Genomic DNA, 15,299 nt, shown 5'->3' with positions numbered 1-15,299 from the left:
CGGGGGAGCGCCCCGCACCGCCCGGACCCTGCTCAGGGGTGGGTCATGGAGAGGACGTCGAGCGCCTCGTCGAGCTGCTGCTCGGTGAGCTTCCCCTGCTCGACGTAGCCGCGCTCGACCACGACCTGGCGGATGGTCTTCTGCTCGGCCAGCGACTGCTTGGCGACCTTCGCCGCCTCCTCGTAGCCGATGTACTTGTTCAGCGGCGTGACGATCGAGGGGGAGGACTCGGCGTAGGTCCGGCACTGCTCGACGTTGGCCACGATGCCCTCGACGCAGCGGTCGGCCAGCAGCCGGCTGACGTTGGCCAGCAGCCGGATGGACTCCAGCACGTTGCGGGCCATGAGCGGCAGGGTCACGTTGAGTTCGAAGACACCGGTGGTGCCGGCGTAGGTGACCGCCGCGTCGTTGCCGATGACCTGGGCGCCCACCTGGATGACCGCCTCGGGGATCACCGGGTTCACCTTGCCCGGCATGATCGAGCTGCCCGGCTGCAGGTCGGGCAGCTGGATCTCGCCCAGCCCGGTGCGCGGGCCCGACCCCATCCAGCGCAGGTCGTTGGCGATCTTGATCAGCCCGACGGCGATGGTCTTCAGCTGGCCGGAGCCCTCCACCAGCGCGTCGCGGGAGCTCTGCGCCTCGAAGTGGTCGCGGGCCTCCGACAGCGGCAGGTCCAGCTGCGCGGCCAGCTTCTCGATGATCGCCGCGGCGAACCCGGGCGGGGTGTTGATGCCGGTGCCGACCGCCGTGCCGCCGAGGGGCAGCTCGCCGATGCGGGGGAGGGAGGCCTCCAGGCGCTCCACCCCGTAGCGGACGGCGGCGGCGTACCCGCCGAACTCCTGGCCCAGGGTGACCGGGGTGGCGTCCATCAGGTGGGTGCGGCCGCTCTTCACGACCTGGGCGAACTCCTCGGCCTTGCGGGTGAGCGAGGCCTCGAGGTGGCGGAGCGCCGGGATCAGGGTGACGACGATGGCACGGGTGGCGGCGATGTGGATCGCCGACGGGAAGACGTCGTTGGACGACTGCGAGGCGTTCACGTGGTCGTTCGGGTGCACCGGCGCGCCGAGGGACTCGGTGGCCAGCGAGGCGATGACCTCGTTGGTGTTCATGTTGCTCGACGTCCCCGAGCCGGTCTGGAAGACGTCGATGGGGAAGTGGTCGTCCCAGTCGCCGCGGGCCACGGTCGCGGCGGCCTCGGTGACGGCGTCGGCGATCGACCGGTCGAGGACCCCCAGGTCGGCGTTGACGGTGGCGGCCGCGCCCTTGATGGCGGCCAGTGCGCCGATCAGCTCGCGCTCGATCGGGGTGCCGGAGATCGGGAAGTTCTCCACGGCGCGCTGGGTCTGCGCCCGCCACTTGGCCCAGGAGGGGACCCGGACCTCCCCCATGGAGTCGTGCTCGATGCGGAAGTCGGTGCTGTCCTGACCGCTGCCGCCCTGGGCGGCGTCGTTCTGCTGGGCCACGCTGTGCTCCCGGTGGTGTGGATGGTGACGGTGCTCCGCACGGGACCCTAGACACCCCTGGGGGAGGAGTCGGTTCCGCCCCGCGCGCGGTACGCCGAGGAGGGCGTCGAGCGCCGGTGGCGTTCGGTCGATCCGCGTGCCCCCGGCACGAGCCCCGAGGAGGGCCCCATGTCCCAGCCGCCGCAGAACCCCGACGGCACCACCTCCGCGCCGGGGCGGCCGGCTCCCGGCTGGCCGGGCCCGGATTCCTCCTGGCCCGCCCCCGGGGGTCAGGTCACCCCCGACTGGGCCGCCACCACTCCTGCCTGGGGATCGCCCGCCCCCGCGCCGGCCGCCGCGCCGGCGGCCCCGGCGAGCGCGTCCGGCCGGACCCGCTGGGTGCTCGCCGGGACGGCGCTGGCCGGGGTGGCCGCGGGCGCCGTCGCGGCGACCCTCCTGGTGAGCGCGGTCTTCATCGGCAGCGCCGAGGACATCGGCCGCACGATGGCCGAGGAGATGACGCCCGCGATCGCCGAGGGCGTGCGCGACGGCATGGTCGAGGGCAACCAGGAGTCGATGGACGCCCTCATGGGCGGCATGCTCGGCGAGGAGGGCATGGGCTGGTACGCCGGGGGGCCGTCGGAGGACGTCGAGCAGTTCCCGCCGGTCGCGCCGGAGGACCTCGGGCCCGACGGGGAGCTCGACGCCTACGCCCAGAGCTGCTTCGAGGGCGACCTGCAGGCCTGCGACGACCTGATGTACGAGTCGCCCCCGCTGTCGGCCTACGAGGAGTACGCGAGCACCTGCGGCGGCCGGGTCAAGGAGTTCACCGTCCCCGCCTGCACCGAGCTGGAGTGACCTGACCGGCGGGGCGGCGGGCCCGCTCGCCGCCCCGCCGGTCGGCTAGCGTCGGCCGCGTGACAGACGACGACCGGACGCCCGTCGTCCGCGCCTCGGACGCCGAGCGGGAGGCCGTCGTCCTCCGGCTGCAGGCGGCCGTCGGCGAGGGCCGGCTGGACCTCGACGAGTTCGCCCAGCGGGCGGAGGCGGCCTACGCGGCCGTCAGCACCGCCGACCTCGACCGGCTCGCCGCCGACCTCCCGGTGCAGCCGGAGATGGTCGGCGCCCGCGCCCCGGAGTCGGTGCGGGACGTGTTCGGCGACGTCCGGCTCGCCGGGCCGAACCTGCCGCCCCGGCGGATCGCCTCCGTCTTCGGGGACGTGCGGATCGACCTGCGCGGGCTGCGCACCGACGTCCCTGAGGTGGAGCTGCACCTGTCGTCGGTGTTCGGCGACGTCGAGGTGATCGTGTCCGAGGGGGTCGACGCGCTGCTCGAGGGCAGCACCGTGTTCGGCAACCGCCGGGTGGAGCTGGCGTCGGTGCCGCGGCTGGCCGGCACGCCCCGGGTCACCGTGCACGCCCGCAGCGTCTTCGGGAACCTGCGGCTGCGCAGCCTGACCCCGGGCGTCTCGGCCAGCCGCTGGCGGTCGGTGATCGACCGGCTGGACCGCCGCGGGGGGACACCTCCGCCGGGCCTGCCCGGGTGACGACGGAGGGGGCCCGGCCAGGACGGCCGGACCCCCTCGCGCGCCGGGCTCGTGATGCAGGGCGTGGTGGTGGGCGTCAGCCCTCGTCGTCGTTCCGGTCGAAGGGCACCGCGGAGTAGGCGCGCAGCTTCTGCAGCGAGTGCAGGCTGTCGATCGAGCGGATGGTGCCCGACCGGGAGCGCATGACCAGGGACTGCGTGGTGCAGCCGCCGGCGCTGTAGCGGACGCCGCGGAGCAGTTCGCCGTCGGTGATGCCGGTGGCCACGAAGAACACGTCGCCGCGCACCAGGTCGTCGATGTGCAGCACGCGGTCGAGGTCGTGGCCGGCGTCGAGCGCCTTCTGCCGCTCGTCGTCGTCCTTCGGCCAGAGCCGGCCCTGCAGCGCACCGCCCATGCACTTGAGCGCGCAGGCGGCGATGATCCCCTCCGGGGTGCCGCCGATGCCCAGCAGCAGGTCGACGCCGGTGCCCTCGCGGGCCGCGGCGATCGCGCCGGCGACGTCGCCGTCGGTGATGAACTTGATGCGGGCGCCGGCCTCGCGGACCTCGTGCACCAGCTGCTCGTGCCGCGGGCGGTCCAGGATGCAGACGGTGACGTCGCCGACGGAGCCCTTCTTGGCCTTCGCGATGCGGCGGATGTTCTCGGCGACCGGGACGGTGATGTCGACAACGTCGGCGGCGGCGGGGCCGGTGGCCAGCTTCTCCATGTAGAAGACCGCCGACGGGTCGTACATGGCGCCCCGCTCGGCCACGGCCATGACGGCGATGGCGTTGGGCATGCCCTTGGCCATCAGCGTGGTGCCGTCGATCGGGTCGACCGCGACGTCGCAGTCGATGCCCTGGCCGTCACCGACCTGCTCGCCGTTGTAGAGCATGGGCGCCTCGTCCTTCTCGCCCTCCCCGATGACGACGACGCCGTTCATGCGGACCGTGCCGATCAGCGCGCGCATGGCGTCGACGGCCGCGCCGTCGCCGCCGTTCTTGTCGCCTCGGCCCACCCAGCGGCCGGCGGCCATGGCGGCTGCCTCGGTGACGCGCACCAGCTCGAGCGCCAGGTTGCGGTCGGGGGCGGGACGGTCGGTGCTGAAGCTCCGCCCGGCGGTCGTGGAGGGGAGGGGACTTTCGGGGACGGGCAGCGACACGGGTCCTCCAGGAGTTGGACCCCGTCCTTCCCCACCCTTCGCGAGCTCAAAGGGCGGGGCCCGGGACGGAGCCGTGGGCGGCGAAGCCGGAGAGAGAGATTGCCTGCGATCCTAGGGGCATGACCGCAATCGGCCCGACGAGCCAGCGTCCCCAGCGCCCCGACGACGCGGCCGGGAGCGAGCTGCCCCCGCCGGCGCCGTCGGCGGTGGAGCGGGCGAACCGGATGAGCGCGGCCAACATGCTGCGGTCGCTGCTCCCGCTGGTGCTGATCTGCCTGGTCATCGTGGGCTGGACGGCGTTCCGGCAGAACTCGGTGGACCCGGTGCGCGAGGTCGACCCGACCGGCACGATCCGCGCGGCCGACGCGCGCGCCGGCTACACGCTGCTGGTGCCCACCGGCCTGGCCGACGGGTACCGGCCCACCAGCGCCCGGACCGACGCCGGCTCCGCGCCCGAGGGTGGCCCGGTGGCGTTGGAGATCGGCTACGTGACGCCGTCGGACGCGTTCGCCGGGTTCGCCGTCAGCGACTTCGCCGGGGCCGAGCCGGTGCGCGAGGTGCTCGAGGGCGCCACCGCGGAGGGGACCGTCGAGCTGGCGGGCGAGGAGTGGACCCGGTCGACCACCGGACGGGGCGAGACCGCCCTGTCGCGGGTCGAGGAGGGCGTGACTGTGGTGGTCAGCGGGTCCGCGACCGACGGGGAGCTGGAGACGGTGGCCGCCGCGGTGCGGCCGTACGCCGGCTCCTGACGACCCGGGTCCCGACGACCCCGGCTGGTCGGCGACTACTCCGGCTGGTCCTGGGGCGCGGCGGCGGCCAGGCGCTCGCGGGCGCGGTCCAGCCAGTGCTGGCACAGCGTGGCCAGCTCCTCGCCGCGCTCCCACAGGGCGAGCGACTCCTCCAGGGTGAGACCGCCGGCCTCCAGCCGGCGGACGACGTCGGCCAGCTCCTCGCGCGCCTGCTCGTAGGTGGTGGTCGGCTCCGGGGCGCGCTCGTCGGTGCTGCTCATGCGGGGTCCTCCTGGTCGGTGCTGCGGTCGACGCGGACGGGGAGCCGGCCGCCGGCTACGCGGACCCGCAGCGGCTCGTCGTCGGCCACCTCCGCGGGGTCGCGCACCAGCGAGCCGTCGGCCCGCTGGACGACGGCGTACCCGCGCTCCAGCGTCGCGGCGGGGGAGAGGGCGGCCACGCGGGCGCGGGCGTGCTCGAGGTCCTGCTCGGCGGACTCGACCCGGTGGGTGAGGGTGCGCCGGGCGCGGCTGCGCAGGGCCAGGACGTCGTCCTCCCGGCCGTGCAGCAGGCGTTCGGGGTCGGCCAGCGCCGGGCGGGTGCGCACCGACTCCAGCCAGCGCACCTGCTGCTCCAGCCGGGTGCTCACCAGGTGGCGGGCGCGGGCGCGCAGACCGTCGACCAGCCGCCGCTGCTCGCCGATCTCCGGGACGATGCGGTGCGCGGCGTCGGTCGGGGTGGCGGCCCGCACGTCGGCGACGTGGTCGACCAGCGTGGTGTCGGTCTCGTGCCCGACCGCGGTGACCACGGGCGTACGGCAGGCGGCGATCGCCCGGACCAGGCCCTCGTCGGAGAAGGGCAGCAGGTCCTCCACCGAGCCGCCGCCGCGGGCGAGGACGATGACCTCCACGGCGGGGTCGGCGTCCAGCCGGCGCAGGCCGTCGATGACGTTCGCCGCGGCGTTGGGCCCCTGGACGACGCAGTGGTGGGTGGTGAAGCGCACCGCGGGCCACCGGCGGCGGGCGGTGACCAGGACGTCGCGCTCGGCGGCGCTGTCCCGGCCGGTGATCAGGCCGACCGTGGCGGGGGCGAAGGGCAACGGGCGCTTGCGCGCGGGGTCGAAGAGTCCTTCGGCGCCGAGCAGCCGGCGGATCCGCTCGATGCGGGCCAGCAGCTCACCGAGGCCGACGGCGCGGATCTCCGTGGCCCGCAGCGAGAAGGACCCGCGGGCGACGTAGTAGTCCGGCCGGGCACGCACGATGACACGGGCGCCCTCGGTCAGCTCGAGGCCCGGCCGCTCGGCGACGTCCCGGTGGCAGGTGACCGGCACCGACAGGTCGGCGGCCGGATCGCGCAGGGTGAGGAACACGGTCGCCGCGCCGCTGCGGCGGGAGAGCTGGGCGACCTGGCCCTCGACCCACACCTCGCCCAGCCGGCCGATCCAGTCGGCCACCTTGCGGGCCACCGTGCGCACCGGCCACGGCGACTCGGAGGACGACGGCGCGGTCATGGCCCGAGCGTGTCAGACGGCGCCGACATGGCTCTGGACGGCCCCGTCCGCGCGACCCGGTCGGGGGCCGCGCGGACGGGGGGCGGCATCACATGCCGCGGGGCGCCAGCGGGCTGCTCTCGACCGCCTGCTCCTCGAGCTTCTCCAGCCGGTTGCGCAGCATCCGCAGGTACGGCTCGCGGGCCTGGTTGGCCGCCTCGTAGGCGACCAGGTCGGCGACGGTGCTCAGCGTGTAGCCGCGCAGCCGGCCGCGGAGCTGGGCGACGGAGAAGGTGTCGTAGCCGTCCACCGGCTCGGTGGCGGGCGCCTGGGTACCGGCATCCGCGGTGTCGTCGGTGGCGGTGCCGCCGTCCGTGGTGGCCGCGGCGACGGGGCTGCCGCTCTCGTCGACGGCCTCGGCCGTGCCTCCGTCGGTGGTGTCGGCAGCGGTGGTGTCGTCGGTGGCGGCACCGTCGGTGGTGGCGACGGTCTGGTCGTCGCCCCCGCCGTCCTGGGGGGCCTCGACCGCGGCGACGCCCTCGTCGGTGACGGCGCCCTCCACGGTCTCGATGTCGCCGTCGGGGGTGATGACGTCCACCGTCGCGGCGCCGTCCTCGCTCGGGTCGCTGACGCCGGTGTCGCCGGACTCCAGCAGGGCCGACTCGAGGGCGTCGGCGTCCTCGGTCGCCGCGGCATCGGTCGCGGGGGTGAGCGGGTCGGTGTCGGCCACCTCGGGCACGGCCTCGTCGATGGCCAGCTCGTCGAGCACCTCCTCGGTGCTCGGGGCGTCCTCGGCCACCGCGTCGACGGTGCGCTCCGCGGTCGCCACGGCGTCCGCGGAGTCGACGACCGAGTCGTCCACGTCGATGCCAGCGTCCGCGGCGGCGGCGAGCACGGGGGCGACGTCGGTGTCGGTGACCCGGTCGAACGCCGAGTCGCGGAAGCCGGCCGCGGGGGCGCCGTCGTCGGCGTCGTCTTCGTCGAAGGTGGCCAGCCCGGGCTCCGCGTCACCGCGCAGGCCGGTGAGCAGCTCGTCGCCGCGGGCGACGAACCCGGCGTAGGTCTGCTGCACCTTCATGGCGTGCTGCATGGCGACGCCGATGACGCGGACGGGCAGGCCCGGCAGCGTCTCGGGCAGCTTGCGCGCCTCGTCGAGAACGGTTGCCGCCAGACCGGCGGCGGCGCGGACGACCTCGGGGATCTCTCGGGACATGCGCACAGCGTGCCCCAGAACTCCGTAACCGACACACGGACCAGCGAGGATGCCGCTCGACCGAGCGTAGGACGTGGCCTGAACCACTTCCTGGCCGACGGCATCGACGCTCCGCGGACCTACCATGGGTGCATGGCTGATCAGCGCGGACGTGTCCTGCTGGCCGATCCCCGGGGGTACTGCGCCGGCGTGGACCGGGCGGTGGTCGCGGTCGAGCGCGCGCTGGACATCCACGGCGCGCCCGTCTACGTCCGCAAGCAGATCGTCCACAACAAGCACGTGGTGGCAACGCTGGAGCGGCGGGGGGCCATCTTCGTGGAGGAGACCGACGAGGTCCCCGAGGGCTCGGTCGTCGTCTTCAGCGCGCACGGGGTCTCGCCCGCGGTGCACGAGGAGGCGGCCACCCGTCAGCTGCGCACCATCGACGCCACCTGCCCGCTGGTGACCAAGGTCCACCAGGAGGCCAAGCGGTTCGCGCGCGACGACTACGACATCCTGCTGATCGGCCACCGCGGGCACGAGGAGGTCGAGGGCACCTTCGGCGAGGCGCCGGCGCACATGCAGGTGGTGGACGGTCCCGAGGACGTCGCCGGCGTGCAGGTGCGCGACCCCGACAAGGTGGTCTGGCTGTCGCAGACGACGCTGTCGGTGGACGAGACGCTGGCGACGGTGGACCAGCTGAAGGGCCGGTTCCCGGGTCTGCAGTCCCCGCCCAGCGACGACATCTGCTACGCCACGCAGAACCGGCAGCAGGCCGTGAAGCAGATGGCCGGGGAGTGCGATCTCGTGCTGGTCGTCGGCTCGACGAACTCCTCGAACTCGGTGCGGCTGGTCGAGGTGGCGCTCGACGCCGGCGCCCGCGCCAGCTACTTGGTCGACTACGCCTCGGAGATCGACGAGGCGTGGCTCGACGGCGTCTCGACCGTGGGTGTCACCAGCGGTGCCTCGGTTCCGGAGATCCTGGTCAGCGAGGTCCTCGACTGGCTCGCCGCCCGCGGCTTCCCCGACGTGGAGACGGTCAAGGCGGCCGAGGAGCGGCTCGTCTTCGCCCTGCCGCACGAGCTGCGCCGCGCCGAGAAGGCCGCTCAGAAGCCCACTGACTGAACTCACCCCAGGCACGACGAAGCCCCGGTCCGCAGCTGCGGACCGGGGCTTCGTCGTTCGTGCTCGGAGAGCGGCTCAGCGGCGGGTGGCCATCCGGAAGACCGCGAGGACGATGGCCGCGACGGTGGCCGCCGCCATGGTCGGGAAGCCCCGGACCAGCAGCGTGGCCATCGTGGGCAGGTTGAGCGTGGCCGAGGGGGCCATGGCGACGTTCACCGCGGCGACGGCCGCGAAGACCAGCGGCGGTGCCACGATGACCGACAGCAGGTCGCGGCGACGGACGAGCAGGACGGCGGCCGCGGTGCTCGCGGTCAGCGCGACCAGCGTGATCAGGCCCAGGCCCGAGCCGACGAAGGAGTCGACGGCGCAGCCGGCCAGCGTCAGGAGGAAGACCGCGACGAGGGCGAGGAAGCCACGGAGCCGGCTGTCCGGGGCCGAGCCGGCACGGGCCGGGGCCATGGACCGCTCGGCGGGGCGGTCGGCCGCGCGGTCGGCCGGGTGGGGACGGCCCGTGCCCCGCTGGACCGGGGCGGACTGCTCGTAGCGGTCACGGACGCGGTCGCGCTCGACGGGGCGGGCCCGGTCGCCGGAGCGCCCGGGGCCCGGGGCACCGGACCGCGAGCTGCTGCGCATCGGGCGGTCCGCCGCGGCGGAGGGGCGCGGAGCGCGGGCGGGGTACGGCCGCTCCGGCCGTGCGCCGCTCTGCCAGGCGCCCGCTGTGCTCGTGGCCATGGCGCTTCTCCGTCCCGTTGCCCGACCCACCCGAGTGGTGTGCCGTCGCCGATCACGGTAGCGACAGAAGTCGCCAGTCAGCCGTAGGACGTCGCCGCGTCGTCCGCGTCCAGTGGTGATCCAGCGACAGGGAGTGATGGTTGGGACACGCGGTGCGAACGAGTTGCCAGTCCCCGGAGTCGGCCGGCGACGAACCGTTTAGCCAGATGTGCCGTCGCGCTCCTGATCCAGGTCGTCGAAGAGGGGCGGGGGGCCGAACGGCTCGTCGGGGCCGGGGAGTTCCACCGGACGCAGCGTCCGCACGGTCGCCTCCACCTGGGCTGGCTCGGGCACCGGGGACTCGGCCACGCCCAGGTCGTCGAACCGGCGGGCCGCGGTGAGCACCGAGCGCTCGTAGGAGCCGACCGTCTCGTTGTAGCGGGTGAGCGTGGTCGACAGTGCGGACCCCAGGCGGGTCAGGTGCCCGGACAGCGTGCTGAGCCGGGCGTGCAGCCGCCGGCCCACCTCCAGCACCTGGTCGGCGTCGCGGGCCAGCCGCTCCTGGCGCCAGGAGTAGGCGACCGTGCGCAGCAGGGCCAGCAGGGTGCTGGGTGTGGCGAGCACGACGTCGCGGGTGAAGCCGTACTCGAGCAACCCGGGCTCCGCCTCCAGGGCGGTGGTGAGGAAGCCGTCGGACGGGACGAAGAGGACGGTGAAGGGCGCAGCCGGCCGGAAGGCGGTCGGGTAGCGGCGGGCGGCCAGCTGGTCGATGTGCGTGCGCAGCTGGCGGGCGTGCGCGGTGACGCGCTCGGCCCGCACCGCGCGGTCGTCGGCCTGGACCGCCTCGATGTAGCCGGTGAACGGCACCTTCGCGTCGACGATGACCTGGCGCCCGTCGGCCAGCGTGACCACCAGGTCCGGGCGCACGCCGGCGCCGGCGTCGTTGGTGCCGGACGGCTGCTCCACGAAGTCGCAGTGCTCGAGCAGGCCGGCCACCTCGACGACCCGGCGCAGCTGCACCTCCCCCCAGCGGCCGCGCACGTGCGGCGTGCGGAGCGCGGTGACCAGCGCGGCCGTCTCGTGCTTGAGCTGCGCCGAGGCCTGGCCGACCGTGCCCATCTGCTCCCGCAGCTCCCCGTGGGCGGTGGCGCGGGCCCGCTCCATGCCGGCCAGCAGCCGGTGGAGGTGGTCCAGCGACTCGTGCACCGGTTCCAGGCCGGTGTCCTCGGGCCGGCGACGGGCCAGCAGGGTGACCACGCCGAGGGTGACGGCGGTGGCCAGCAGCGCCCCGAGGAGGAGTCCGAGGAGCAGGGAAGCGGCGTCCATGTCCGGGAGGGTGCCGGAGGGGTCCGACAGAACCGGTGAGGTCAGGCCGGTTCGGCCAGGAGATCGGACTCCACGGTCATCGTGATCGTCGGCAGCCGTTCGGCCACGGCCTCGGCCATGAGCCGCTCGCCGTCGGCCTCCGCGTGGTCGCACCGGTCCCGGGTCGCGGCGTCCGGCCACCGCGCGTAGGCCACCCCGTGCCGTCGTCGCCGCGGTGCAGCCGGGAGCCGTAGCTGCCGCAGGTCTCATGGATGGCCCGGGTCACGAGCTCCCAGCCGCGGGTGAACGACTCCTCGTGCCCCGGCTTCAGGCGCCAGCGGTAGATGACGGCGAACATGGGCTCCGCTCCTCGAGCTGGTCGGGTCAGGCGGCGAGCGGAGCGTGCTCCGTCTCGTGGTCGAGCAACCAGCGCTTCACCGGAGTTCCCCAGCGGAAGCCGCCCAGCCCGCCGTCGGAGCCGAGCACCCGGTGGCAGGGCACGAACAGCGCGGCGGCGTTGCGCGCGCAGGCGTTCGCCGCGGCCCGCACGGCGGCGGGCCGGCCGCAGCGGGCGGCGAAGGCCGCGTAGGTGTCGGGCTGACCCGCGGGCACCGTGCGCAGCACCTGCCAGGCCTCCTCGAGGAAGGGGCCCGAGCGCTGCGCCACCGGCACGCCGTCGATCGCCGTGACGTCACCGGCCACGAAGGCCTCCACGGCGGTGAGGACGGGCAGCCGGGGGTCCTCGTCGGCGCCGCTGGGTCGCAGCGAGCGGTGGATCACCGGCCAGAGCTCGCCGAGCTCCGCCGTCCAGCCGCTGGCGAGGACGACGTCGCGGCCGTCGGCGTCCTCGCCGACGACGACGGTGAACGGGCCGGGCGGCGTGGCCACCGTCGCGTAGCGGACGCGCGGGGCACCGGGGTCGAGCAGGGCGATCATCACGCGCTCCTGGAGAGGTCGGGTGCGGGGGTGCGGGTTGTGGTCGGGCGGGGGGAGGGGAGGCCCGGGCAGGTGGTGGGCGGGGATGGGCGGGTGAACAAGGAAGGCACGGCGAGCGCCCAGAGGTGCAGGACGGCGTAGGAGCTCCACGGGCGCCAGCGGGTGGCGGCGGCGGTGTCGCTGCTGCCGAGGGCCGCCAGCGACCTGCGCAGGGCGAGGTCACCGGGCAGCCAGACGTCGGGGTCGGCCAGCCCGCGCAGTCCCACGAGCGCGGCGGTCCACGGGCCGATGCCGGGCACCGCACGCAGTTCCCGCTCGGCCTGGGTGCGCTCCGCACCCGGACCCAGGGTCACCGCGCCGTCGGCCAGCGCGGTGGCCAGCGCGTGCACCGTCCGGCGCCGCGCACCGGTGAGCCCCACCGCGGTCAGGTCGGCGTCGGCCAGGGCCTCCGGCCGGGGGAAGGCGTGCGTCAGCGTGCCCACCGGCTCCGGCAGCGGCGTACCCGCCGCGGTCAGCAGTCGCGCGGTGAGGGTGCGGGCGCCGGCGACCGACACCTGCTGCCCGAGGACGGCGCGCACGGCGAGCTCGTCGGCATCGGGCGAGGCGGGGACCCGGCGTCCGGGTGCGCCGGCCACGAGTGGGCCCAGAGCGGGGTCGGCGCCCAGCACGTCGTCCACGGCCGCCGGGTCGGCATCCAGGTCGAGCATCCGCCGGCACCGGCTGACGGCGACCCCGAGGTCGCGCAGCTCGGTGAGCCGGAGTCGCGCGGTCACGGCGGCCGCGCCGTCGGCCGCGGGGGAGAGGTGCACGACGGCGGGGCCGTGCGGCAGGTCGAGGACCCGGGAGAACGTCGTCCCGTCCCACTCCTCGAGCCCCGGCACGGCGTGCGCGCCCAGGAAGAGCAGGACCTCGTCGGCCGCGTACGGGGCCCGGGCCGCCAGGCGGAGGCTGAGCCAGCCGGGCTGCCCCCCGGGGGCGGCGCGGCGGCTGCGGCGCAGCTCCGTGGGTGTCAGCGCGAAGACCTCGCGGACGGTGTCGTTGAACTGCCGGATGCTGGCGAAGCCGGCCGCGAAGGCGACGTCGGCCATCGGCAGGTCCGTGGTCTCGATCAGCAGCCGCGCGGTCTGGGCCCGCTGCGCCCGGGCCAGGGCCAGCGGTCCGACGCCCAGCTCGCCCACCAGCAGCCGGTTCAGCTGCCGTTCGGAGTAGCCGAGGCGGGCGGCGAGGCCCGGGACGCCGGACCGCTCGACCTCACCGTCGGCGATCAGGCGCATGGCGCGGGCGACGACGTCGGCGCGGACGTCCCAGTCCGGAGACCCGGGTGCCGCGTCCGGCCGGCAGCGGCGGCAGGCGCGGAAACCGGCGCCCTGCGCGGCCGCCGCGGTGCTGAAGAAGGAGACGTTGCGGGCCAGCGGGGTGCGGGCCGGGCAGGACGGCCGGCAGTAGATGCCCGTGGTGCGCACGGCGGTGAAGAACCAGCCGTCGAAGCGCGCGTCCCGGCCGGCGACGGCGCGGTAGCAGCGCTCGTGGTCCAGGAACTCGCTCATGCCGACGAGCATGCCAGTGGGGGACGATGACTTCTGGCGGTTTTCGGACGTCGCCGTGACGCCGCTCCCGACGCCGGCCGACGGCGCTCGCCCGTCCCGCCGTGCGGTCCTGCGCAGGGCGCGAGGGGTGCCGGGCCGGACCGAGCCGGAATGGAGTCGCGACGGTCGGCCCCGTATCGTCCTGCCCAGCACGTCCACCGGCGTGTCCCGTCCAGATCCCGCGGGGTGAGTTCACCGCGGGCTGGGGGCGGCATGGTCGACGAGGACACGCTGTCGTCGGTGCTGAGCGACTTCGCTCGCACCCTGACCACGGACTTCCCCATCCAGGGGATCCTGGACCACCTGGTCGAGCGGATCGTCGACGTCCTGGACGTCACGGCGGCCGGTGTCACGCTGATCTCACCCGGCGCGGCCCCGCACTACGTCGCGGCGTCCGACGCCGACGCGCTCGCCTTCGAGCAGCTGCAGACCGAGCTGGGACACGGTCCGTGTCTGGCCGCCTACGAGACCGGCGAGGCCGTGTCGGTCCCCGACCTGCGGCGCGACGGTCGCTTCGTCGACTTCATCCCCACGGCGCTGGCCGCAGGGGTGCAGGCGGTCTTCGCGTTCCCGCTCCGGCACGGCGACGGACGGCTCGGAGCGCTGGACCTGTACCGGGACCGGGCCGGGGTGCTGGACCCGAGGGACACGGCGGCTGCCCAGACCCTGGCCGACGTCGCGGCGGCATACCTGCTCAACGCGCAGGCGCGTCAGGAGGCCCTGGAGGTCTCCGACCGCTTTCGCGCCAGTGCGCTGCACGACGCGTTGACCGGGCTGCCGAACCGTGCGCTGCTGCAGCAGCGGATCGAGCACGCCGCCCAGCGCGCCCACCGGTCGCGCACCCAGGCTGCCGTGCTGTTCGCCGACCTCGACCGGTTCAAGTGGGTCAACGACACATACGGGCACCGCATCGGGGACGAGCTGCTGGTGGCGGTGGCCCGCCGGCTGTCGGAGGTCGTGCGCCCCGGGGACACGCTCGCCCGGGTGTCGGGCGACGAGTTCGTCATCCTGTGCGAGGACCTGCAGGAGGTCGCCCACGTGCTGCGCCTGGCCGCCCGGGTCGGCGAGGCGTTCACCGTCCCCTTCGTGGTGGCCGATCAGGAGATCGCCTGCTCGGTGAGCGTCGGCATCGCCTACTCCGGACCGGGGGAGGGGGTGACCGACAAGCTGATCACCCACGCCGACTTCGCGATGTACCAGGCCAAGCGCATGGGGGGCGCCACCCACCAGGTGCTCGACCTGCGCGGCGCGAACGTGGCCGGTGACCGCGACCGGCTGGACCGCGACCTGCGCACCGCGCTGGCGGCCGGGCACCTGGACCTGGCGTACCAGCCGATCGTCCGTACCGGCGACGGCTCCGTCGTCGGGGTGGAGGCGCTGCTGCGCTGGGCCCACCCCGAGCACGGGAAGGTCCCGGCGCTGACCACGGTCGGCATCGCCGAGCAGAACGGCCTGATCCGGGAGATCGGCGCCTGGGCGCTGGAGCGCAGTTGCGCCGATCGTGGCCGCTGGCTCGCCGAGCACCCCGACCAGCCGCTGGACGTGTCGGTGAACGTGTCGGTCCGTCAGCTCATGGATCCGAGCTTCGCCGACGTCGTCGCCGACGTCCTGGAGCGGACCCGGATGGATCCCGCGGCCCTCGTCCTGGAGCTGACGGAGGGCATCTTCATCGAGGACGGCAGCCGCGACACGGCGGTGCTGGTCGACCTGAAGGCGCTCGGGGTCCGGCTGACCTTGGACGACTTCGGGACGGGGTACTGCTCGCTGGGCTACCTGCGACGCTTCCCCGTGGACGCCATCAAGATCGACCAGGGGTTCGTCGCGGACATCGGGCACGACCCGTCGGGCGCCGCCATCGTGGCGGCGGTCAGCGATCTGGCGCACGCCCTGGGCCTGCACGTCACTGCGGAGGGCGTCGAGCGCCGGGAGCAGCACGACGTCGTCACCGGGATCGGCTGCGAACTCGCGCAGGGCTTCCTCTACAGCCGACCGCTGCCCGCTCCGGACGTCCGCGACCTGCTCCGCGGTGGCCGGGACCTGCGCCCGCCGCGGTCGGTCCGGCGGTCGAGCGCGTCGTGATCGCGCGACCGCGCCCGC

The 15,299-nt window shown here is 74.8% G+C and carries 15 protein-coding genes; 5 read left to right on the top strand and 10 right to left on the bottom strand.

Annotated elements, in window-relative coordinates:
- Window positions 1–32: 32 nt before the first annotated feature.
- Window positions 33–1,463, bottom strand: coding sequence for an aspartate ammonia-lyase (locus GCU60_RS17640; RefSeq protein WP_163207661.1), 1,431 nt, complete (start codon window positions 1,461–1,463; stop codon window positions 33–35).
- A 168-nt stretch (window positions 1,464–1,631) separates the two neighbouring features.
- On the opposite strand from GCU60_RS17640, the gene GCU60_RS17635 reads away from it, so the two are divergent.
- Window positions 1,632–2,300 carry a hypothetical protein gene (locus GCU60_RS17635; protein WP_163207659.1) on the top strand — a complete coding sequence of 223 codons (669 nt, stop codon included), beginning with the start codon at window positions 1,632–1,634 and terminating at the stop codon, window positions 2,298–2,300.
- Between the two features lie 59 nt (window positions 2,301–2,359).
- Window positions 2,360–2,989, top strand: coding sequence for a DUF1707 domain-containing protein (locus GCU60_RS17630; RefSeq protein ID WP_163207657.1), 630 nt, complete (start codon window positions 2,360–2,362; stop codon window positions 2,987–2,989).
- A 76-nt stretch (window positions 2,990–3,065) separates the two neighbouring features.
- Here GCU60_RS17630 and glpX read toward each other — a convergent pair whose 3' ends face one another.
- Complete coding sequence (gene glpX, locus GCU60_RS17625; RefSeq protein WP_345770672.1) at window positions 3,066–4,130, bottom strand: class II fructose-bisphosphatase; 1,065 nt, start codon at window positions 4,128–4,130, stop codon at window positions 3,066–3,068.
- A gap of 119 nt (window positions 4,131–4,249) precedes the next feature.
- On the opposite strand from glpX, the gene GCU60_RS17620 reads away from it, so the two are divergent.
- Window positions 4,250–4,879 carry a DUF4245 domain-containing protein gene (locus GCU60_RS17620; protein ID WP_163207655.1) on the top strand — a complete coding sequence of 210 codons (630 nt, stop codon included), beginning with the start codon at window positions 4,250–4,252 and terminating at the stop codon, window positions 4,877–4,879.
- A 35-nt stretch (window positions 4,880–4,914) separates the two neighbouring features.
- Here GCU60_RS17620 and GCU60_RS17615 read toward each other — a convergent pair whose 3' ends face one another.
- The 3 genes from GCU60_RS17615 to GCU60_RS17605 all read right to left on the bottom strand — a co-directional run bounded on the left by GCU60_RS17615 (window position 4,915) and on the right by GCU60_RS17605 (window position 7,560).
- Window positions 4,915–5,139, bottom strand: a complete 225-nt coding sequence (locus tag GCU60_RS17615; RefSeq protein ID WP_163207653.1) for an exodeoxyribonuclease VII small subunit — start codon at window positions 5,137–5,139, stop codon at window positions 4,915–4,917.
- The gene (gene xseA, locus GCU60_RS17610; RefSeq protein ID WP_163207651.1) at window positions 5,136–6,368 is read right to left on the bottom strand and encodes an exodeoxyribonuclease VII large subunit; all 1,233 of its coding nucleotides are present in this window, start codon (window positions 6,366–6,368) and stop codon (window positions 5,136–5,138) included. Before xseA ends, GCU60_RS17615 begins: the two co-directional genes overlap by 4 nt.
- An 88-nt stretch (window positions 6,369–6,456) precedes the next feature.
- A complete protein-coding gene (locus GCU60_RS17605) occupies window positions 6,457–7,560 on the bottom strand; it encodes a hypothetical protein (protein WP_163207649.1) in 1,104 nt (367 codons plus the stop codon).
- 132 nt (window positions 7,561–7,692) lie between these two features.
- On the opposite strand from GCU60_RS17605, the gene GCU60_RS17600 reads away from it, so the two are divergent.
- Complete coding sequence (locus tag GCU60_RS17600; protein WP_163207647.1) at window positions 7,693–8,664, top strand: 4-hydroxy-3-methylbut-2-enyl diphosphate reductase; 972 nt, start codon at window positions 7,693–7,695, stop codon at window positions 8,662–8,664.
- A gap of 75 nt (window positions 8,665–8,739) precedes the next feature.
- On the opposite strand, the gene GCU60_RS17595 is transcribed toward GCU60_RS17600, so the two are convergent.
- The 5 genes from GCU60_RS17595 to GCU60_RS17575 form a co-directional block, all read right to left on the bottom strand.
- Window positions 8,740–9,396 carry a DUF6542 domain-containing protein gene (locus GCU60_RS17595; protein WP_163207645.1) on the bottom strand — a complete coding sequence of 219 codons (657 nt, stop codon included), beginning with the start codon at window positions 9,394–9,396 and terminating at the stop codon, window positions 8,740–8,742.
- A 198-nt stretch (window positions 9,397–9,594) separates the two neighbouring features.
- Window positions 9,595–10,701, bottom strand: coding sequence for a DNA recombination protein RmuC (locus GCU60_RS17590; RefSeq protein WP_239521382.1), 1,107 nt, complete (start codon window positions 10,699–10,701; stop codon window positions 9,595–9,597).
- A gap of 41 nt (window positions 10,702–10,742) precedes the next feature.
- Entirely contained in the window at window positions 10,743–10,895 is a 153-nt protein-coding gene (locus GCU60_RS19960; RefSeq protein ID WP_204262256.1) for a hypothetical protein, read from the bottom strand.
- Window positions 10,896–11,064: 169 nt separating this feature from the next.
- The gene (locus tag GCU60_RS17580) at window positions 11,065–11,616 is read right to left on the bottom strand and encodes a methylated-DNA--[protein]-cysteine S-methyltransferase (protein ID WP_163207643.1); all 552 of its coding nucleotides are present in this window, start codon (window positions 11,614–11,616) and stop codon (window positions 11,065–11,067) included.
- Complete coding sequence (locus tag GCU60_RS17575) at window positions 11,616–13,163, bottom strand: AlkA N-terminal domain-containing protein (RefSeq protein ID WP_239521381.1); 1,548 nt, start codon at window positions 13,161–13,163, stop codon at window positions 11,616–11,618. Before GCU60_RS17575 ends, GCU60_RS17580 begins: the two co-directional genes overlap by 1 nt.
- A gap of 252 nt (window positions 13,164–13,415) precedes the next feature.
- On the opposite strand from GCU60_RS17575, the gene GCU60_RS17570 reads away from it, so the two are divergent.
- Window positions 13,416–15,281, top strand: a complete 1,866-nt coding sequence (locus GCU60_RS17570) for a putative bifunctional diguanylate cyclase/phosphodiesterase (protein WP_163207641.1) — start codon at window positions 13,416–13,418, stop codon at window positions 15,279–15,281.
- Window positions 15,282–15,299: the final 18 nt, after the last annotated feature.

Source organism: Blastococcus saxobsidens, from assembly GCF_010682065.1.
In the GTDB taxonomy this organism is placed as follows: domain Bacteria; phylum Actinomycetota; class Actinomycetes; order Mycobacteriales; family Geodermatophilaceae; genus Blastococcus; species Blastococcus saxobsidens_B.
Note: the sequence above shows the minus strand (reverse complement) of the source record. Positions and strands in the feature narration are given on the sequence as shown.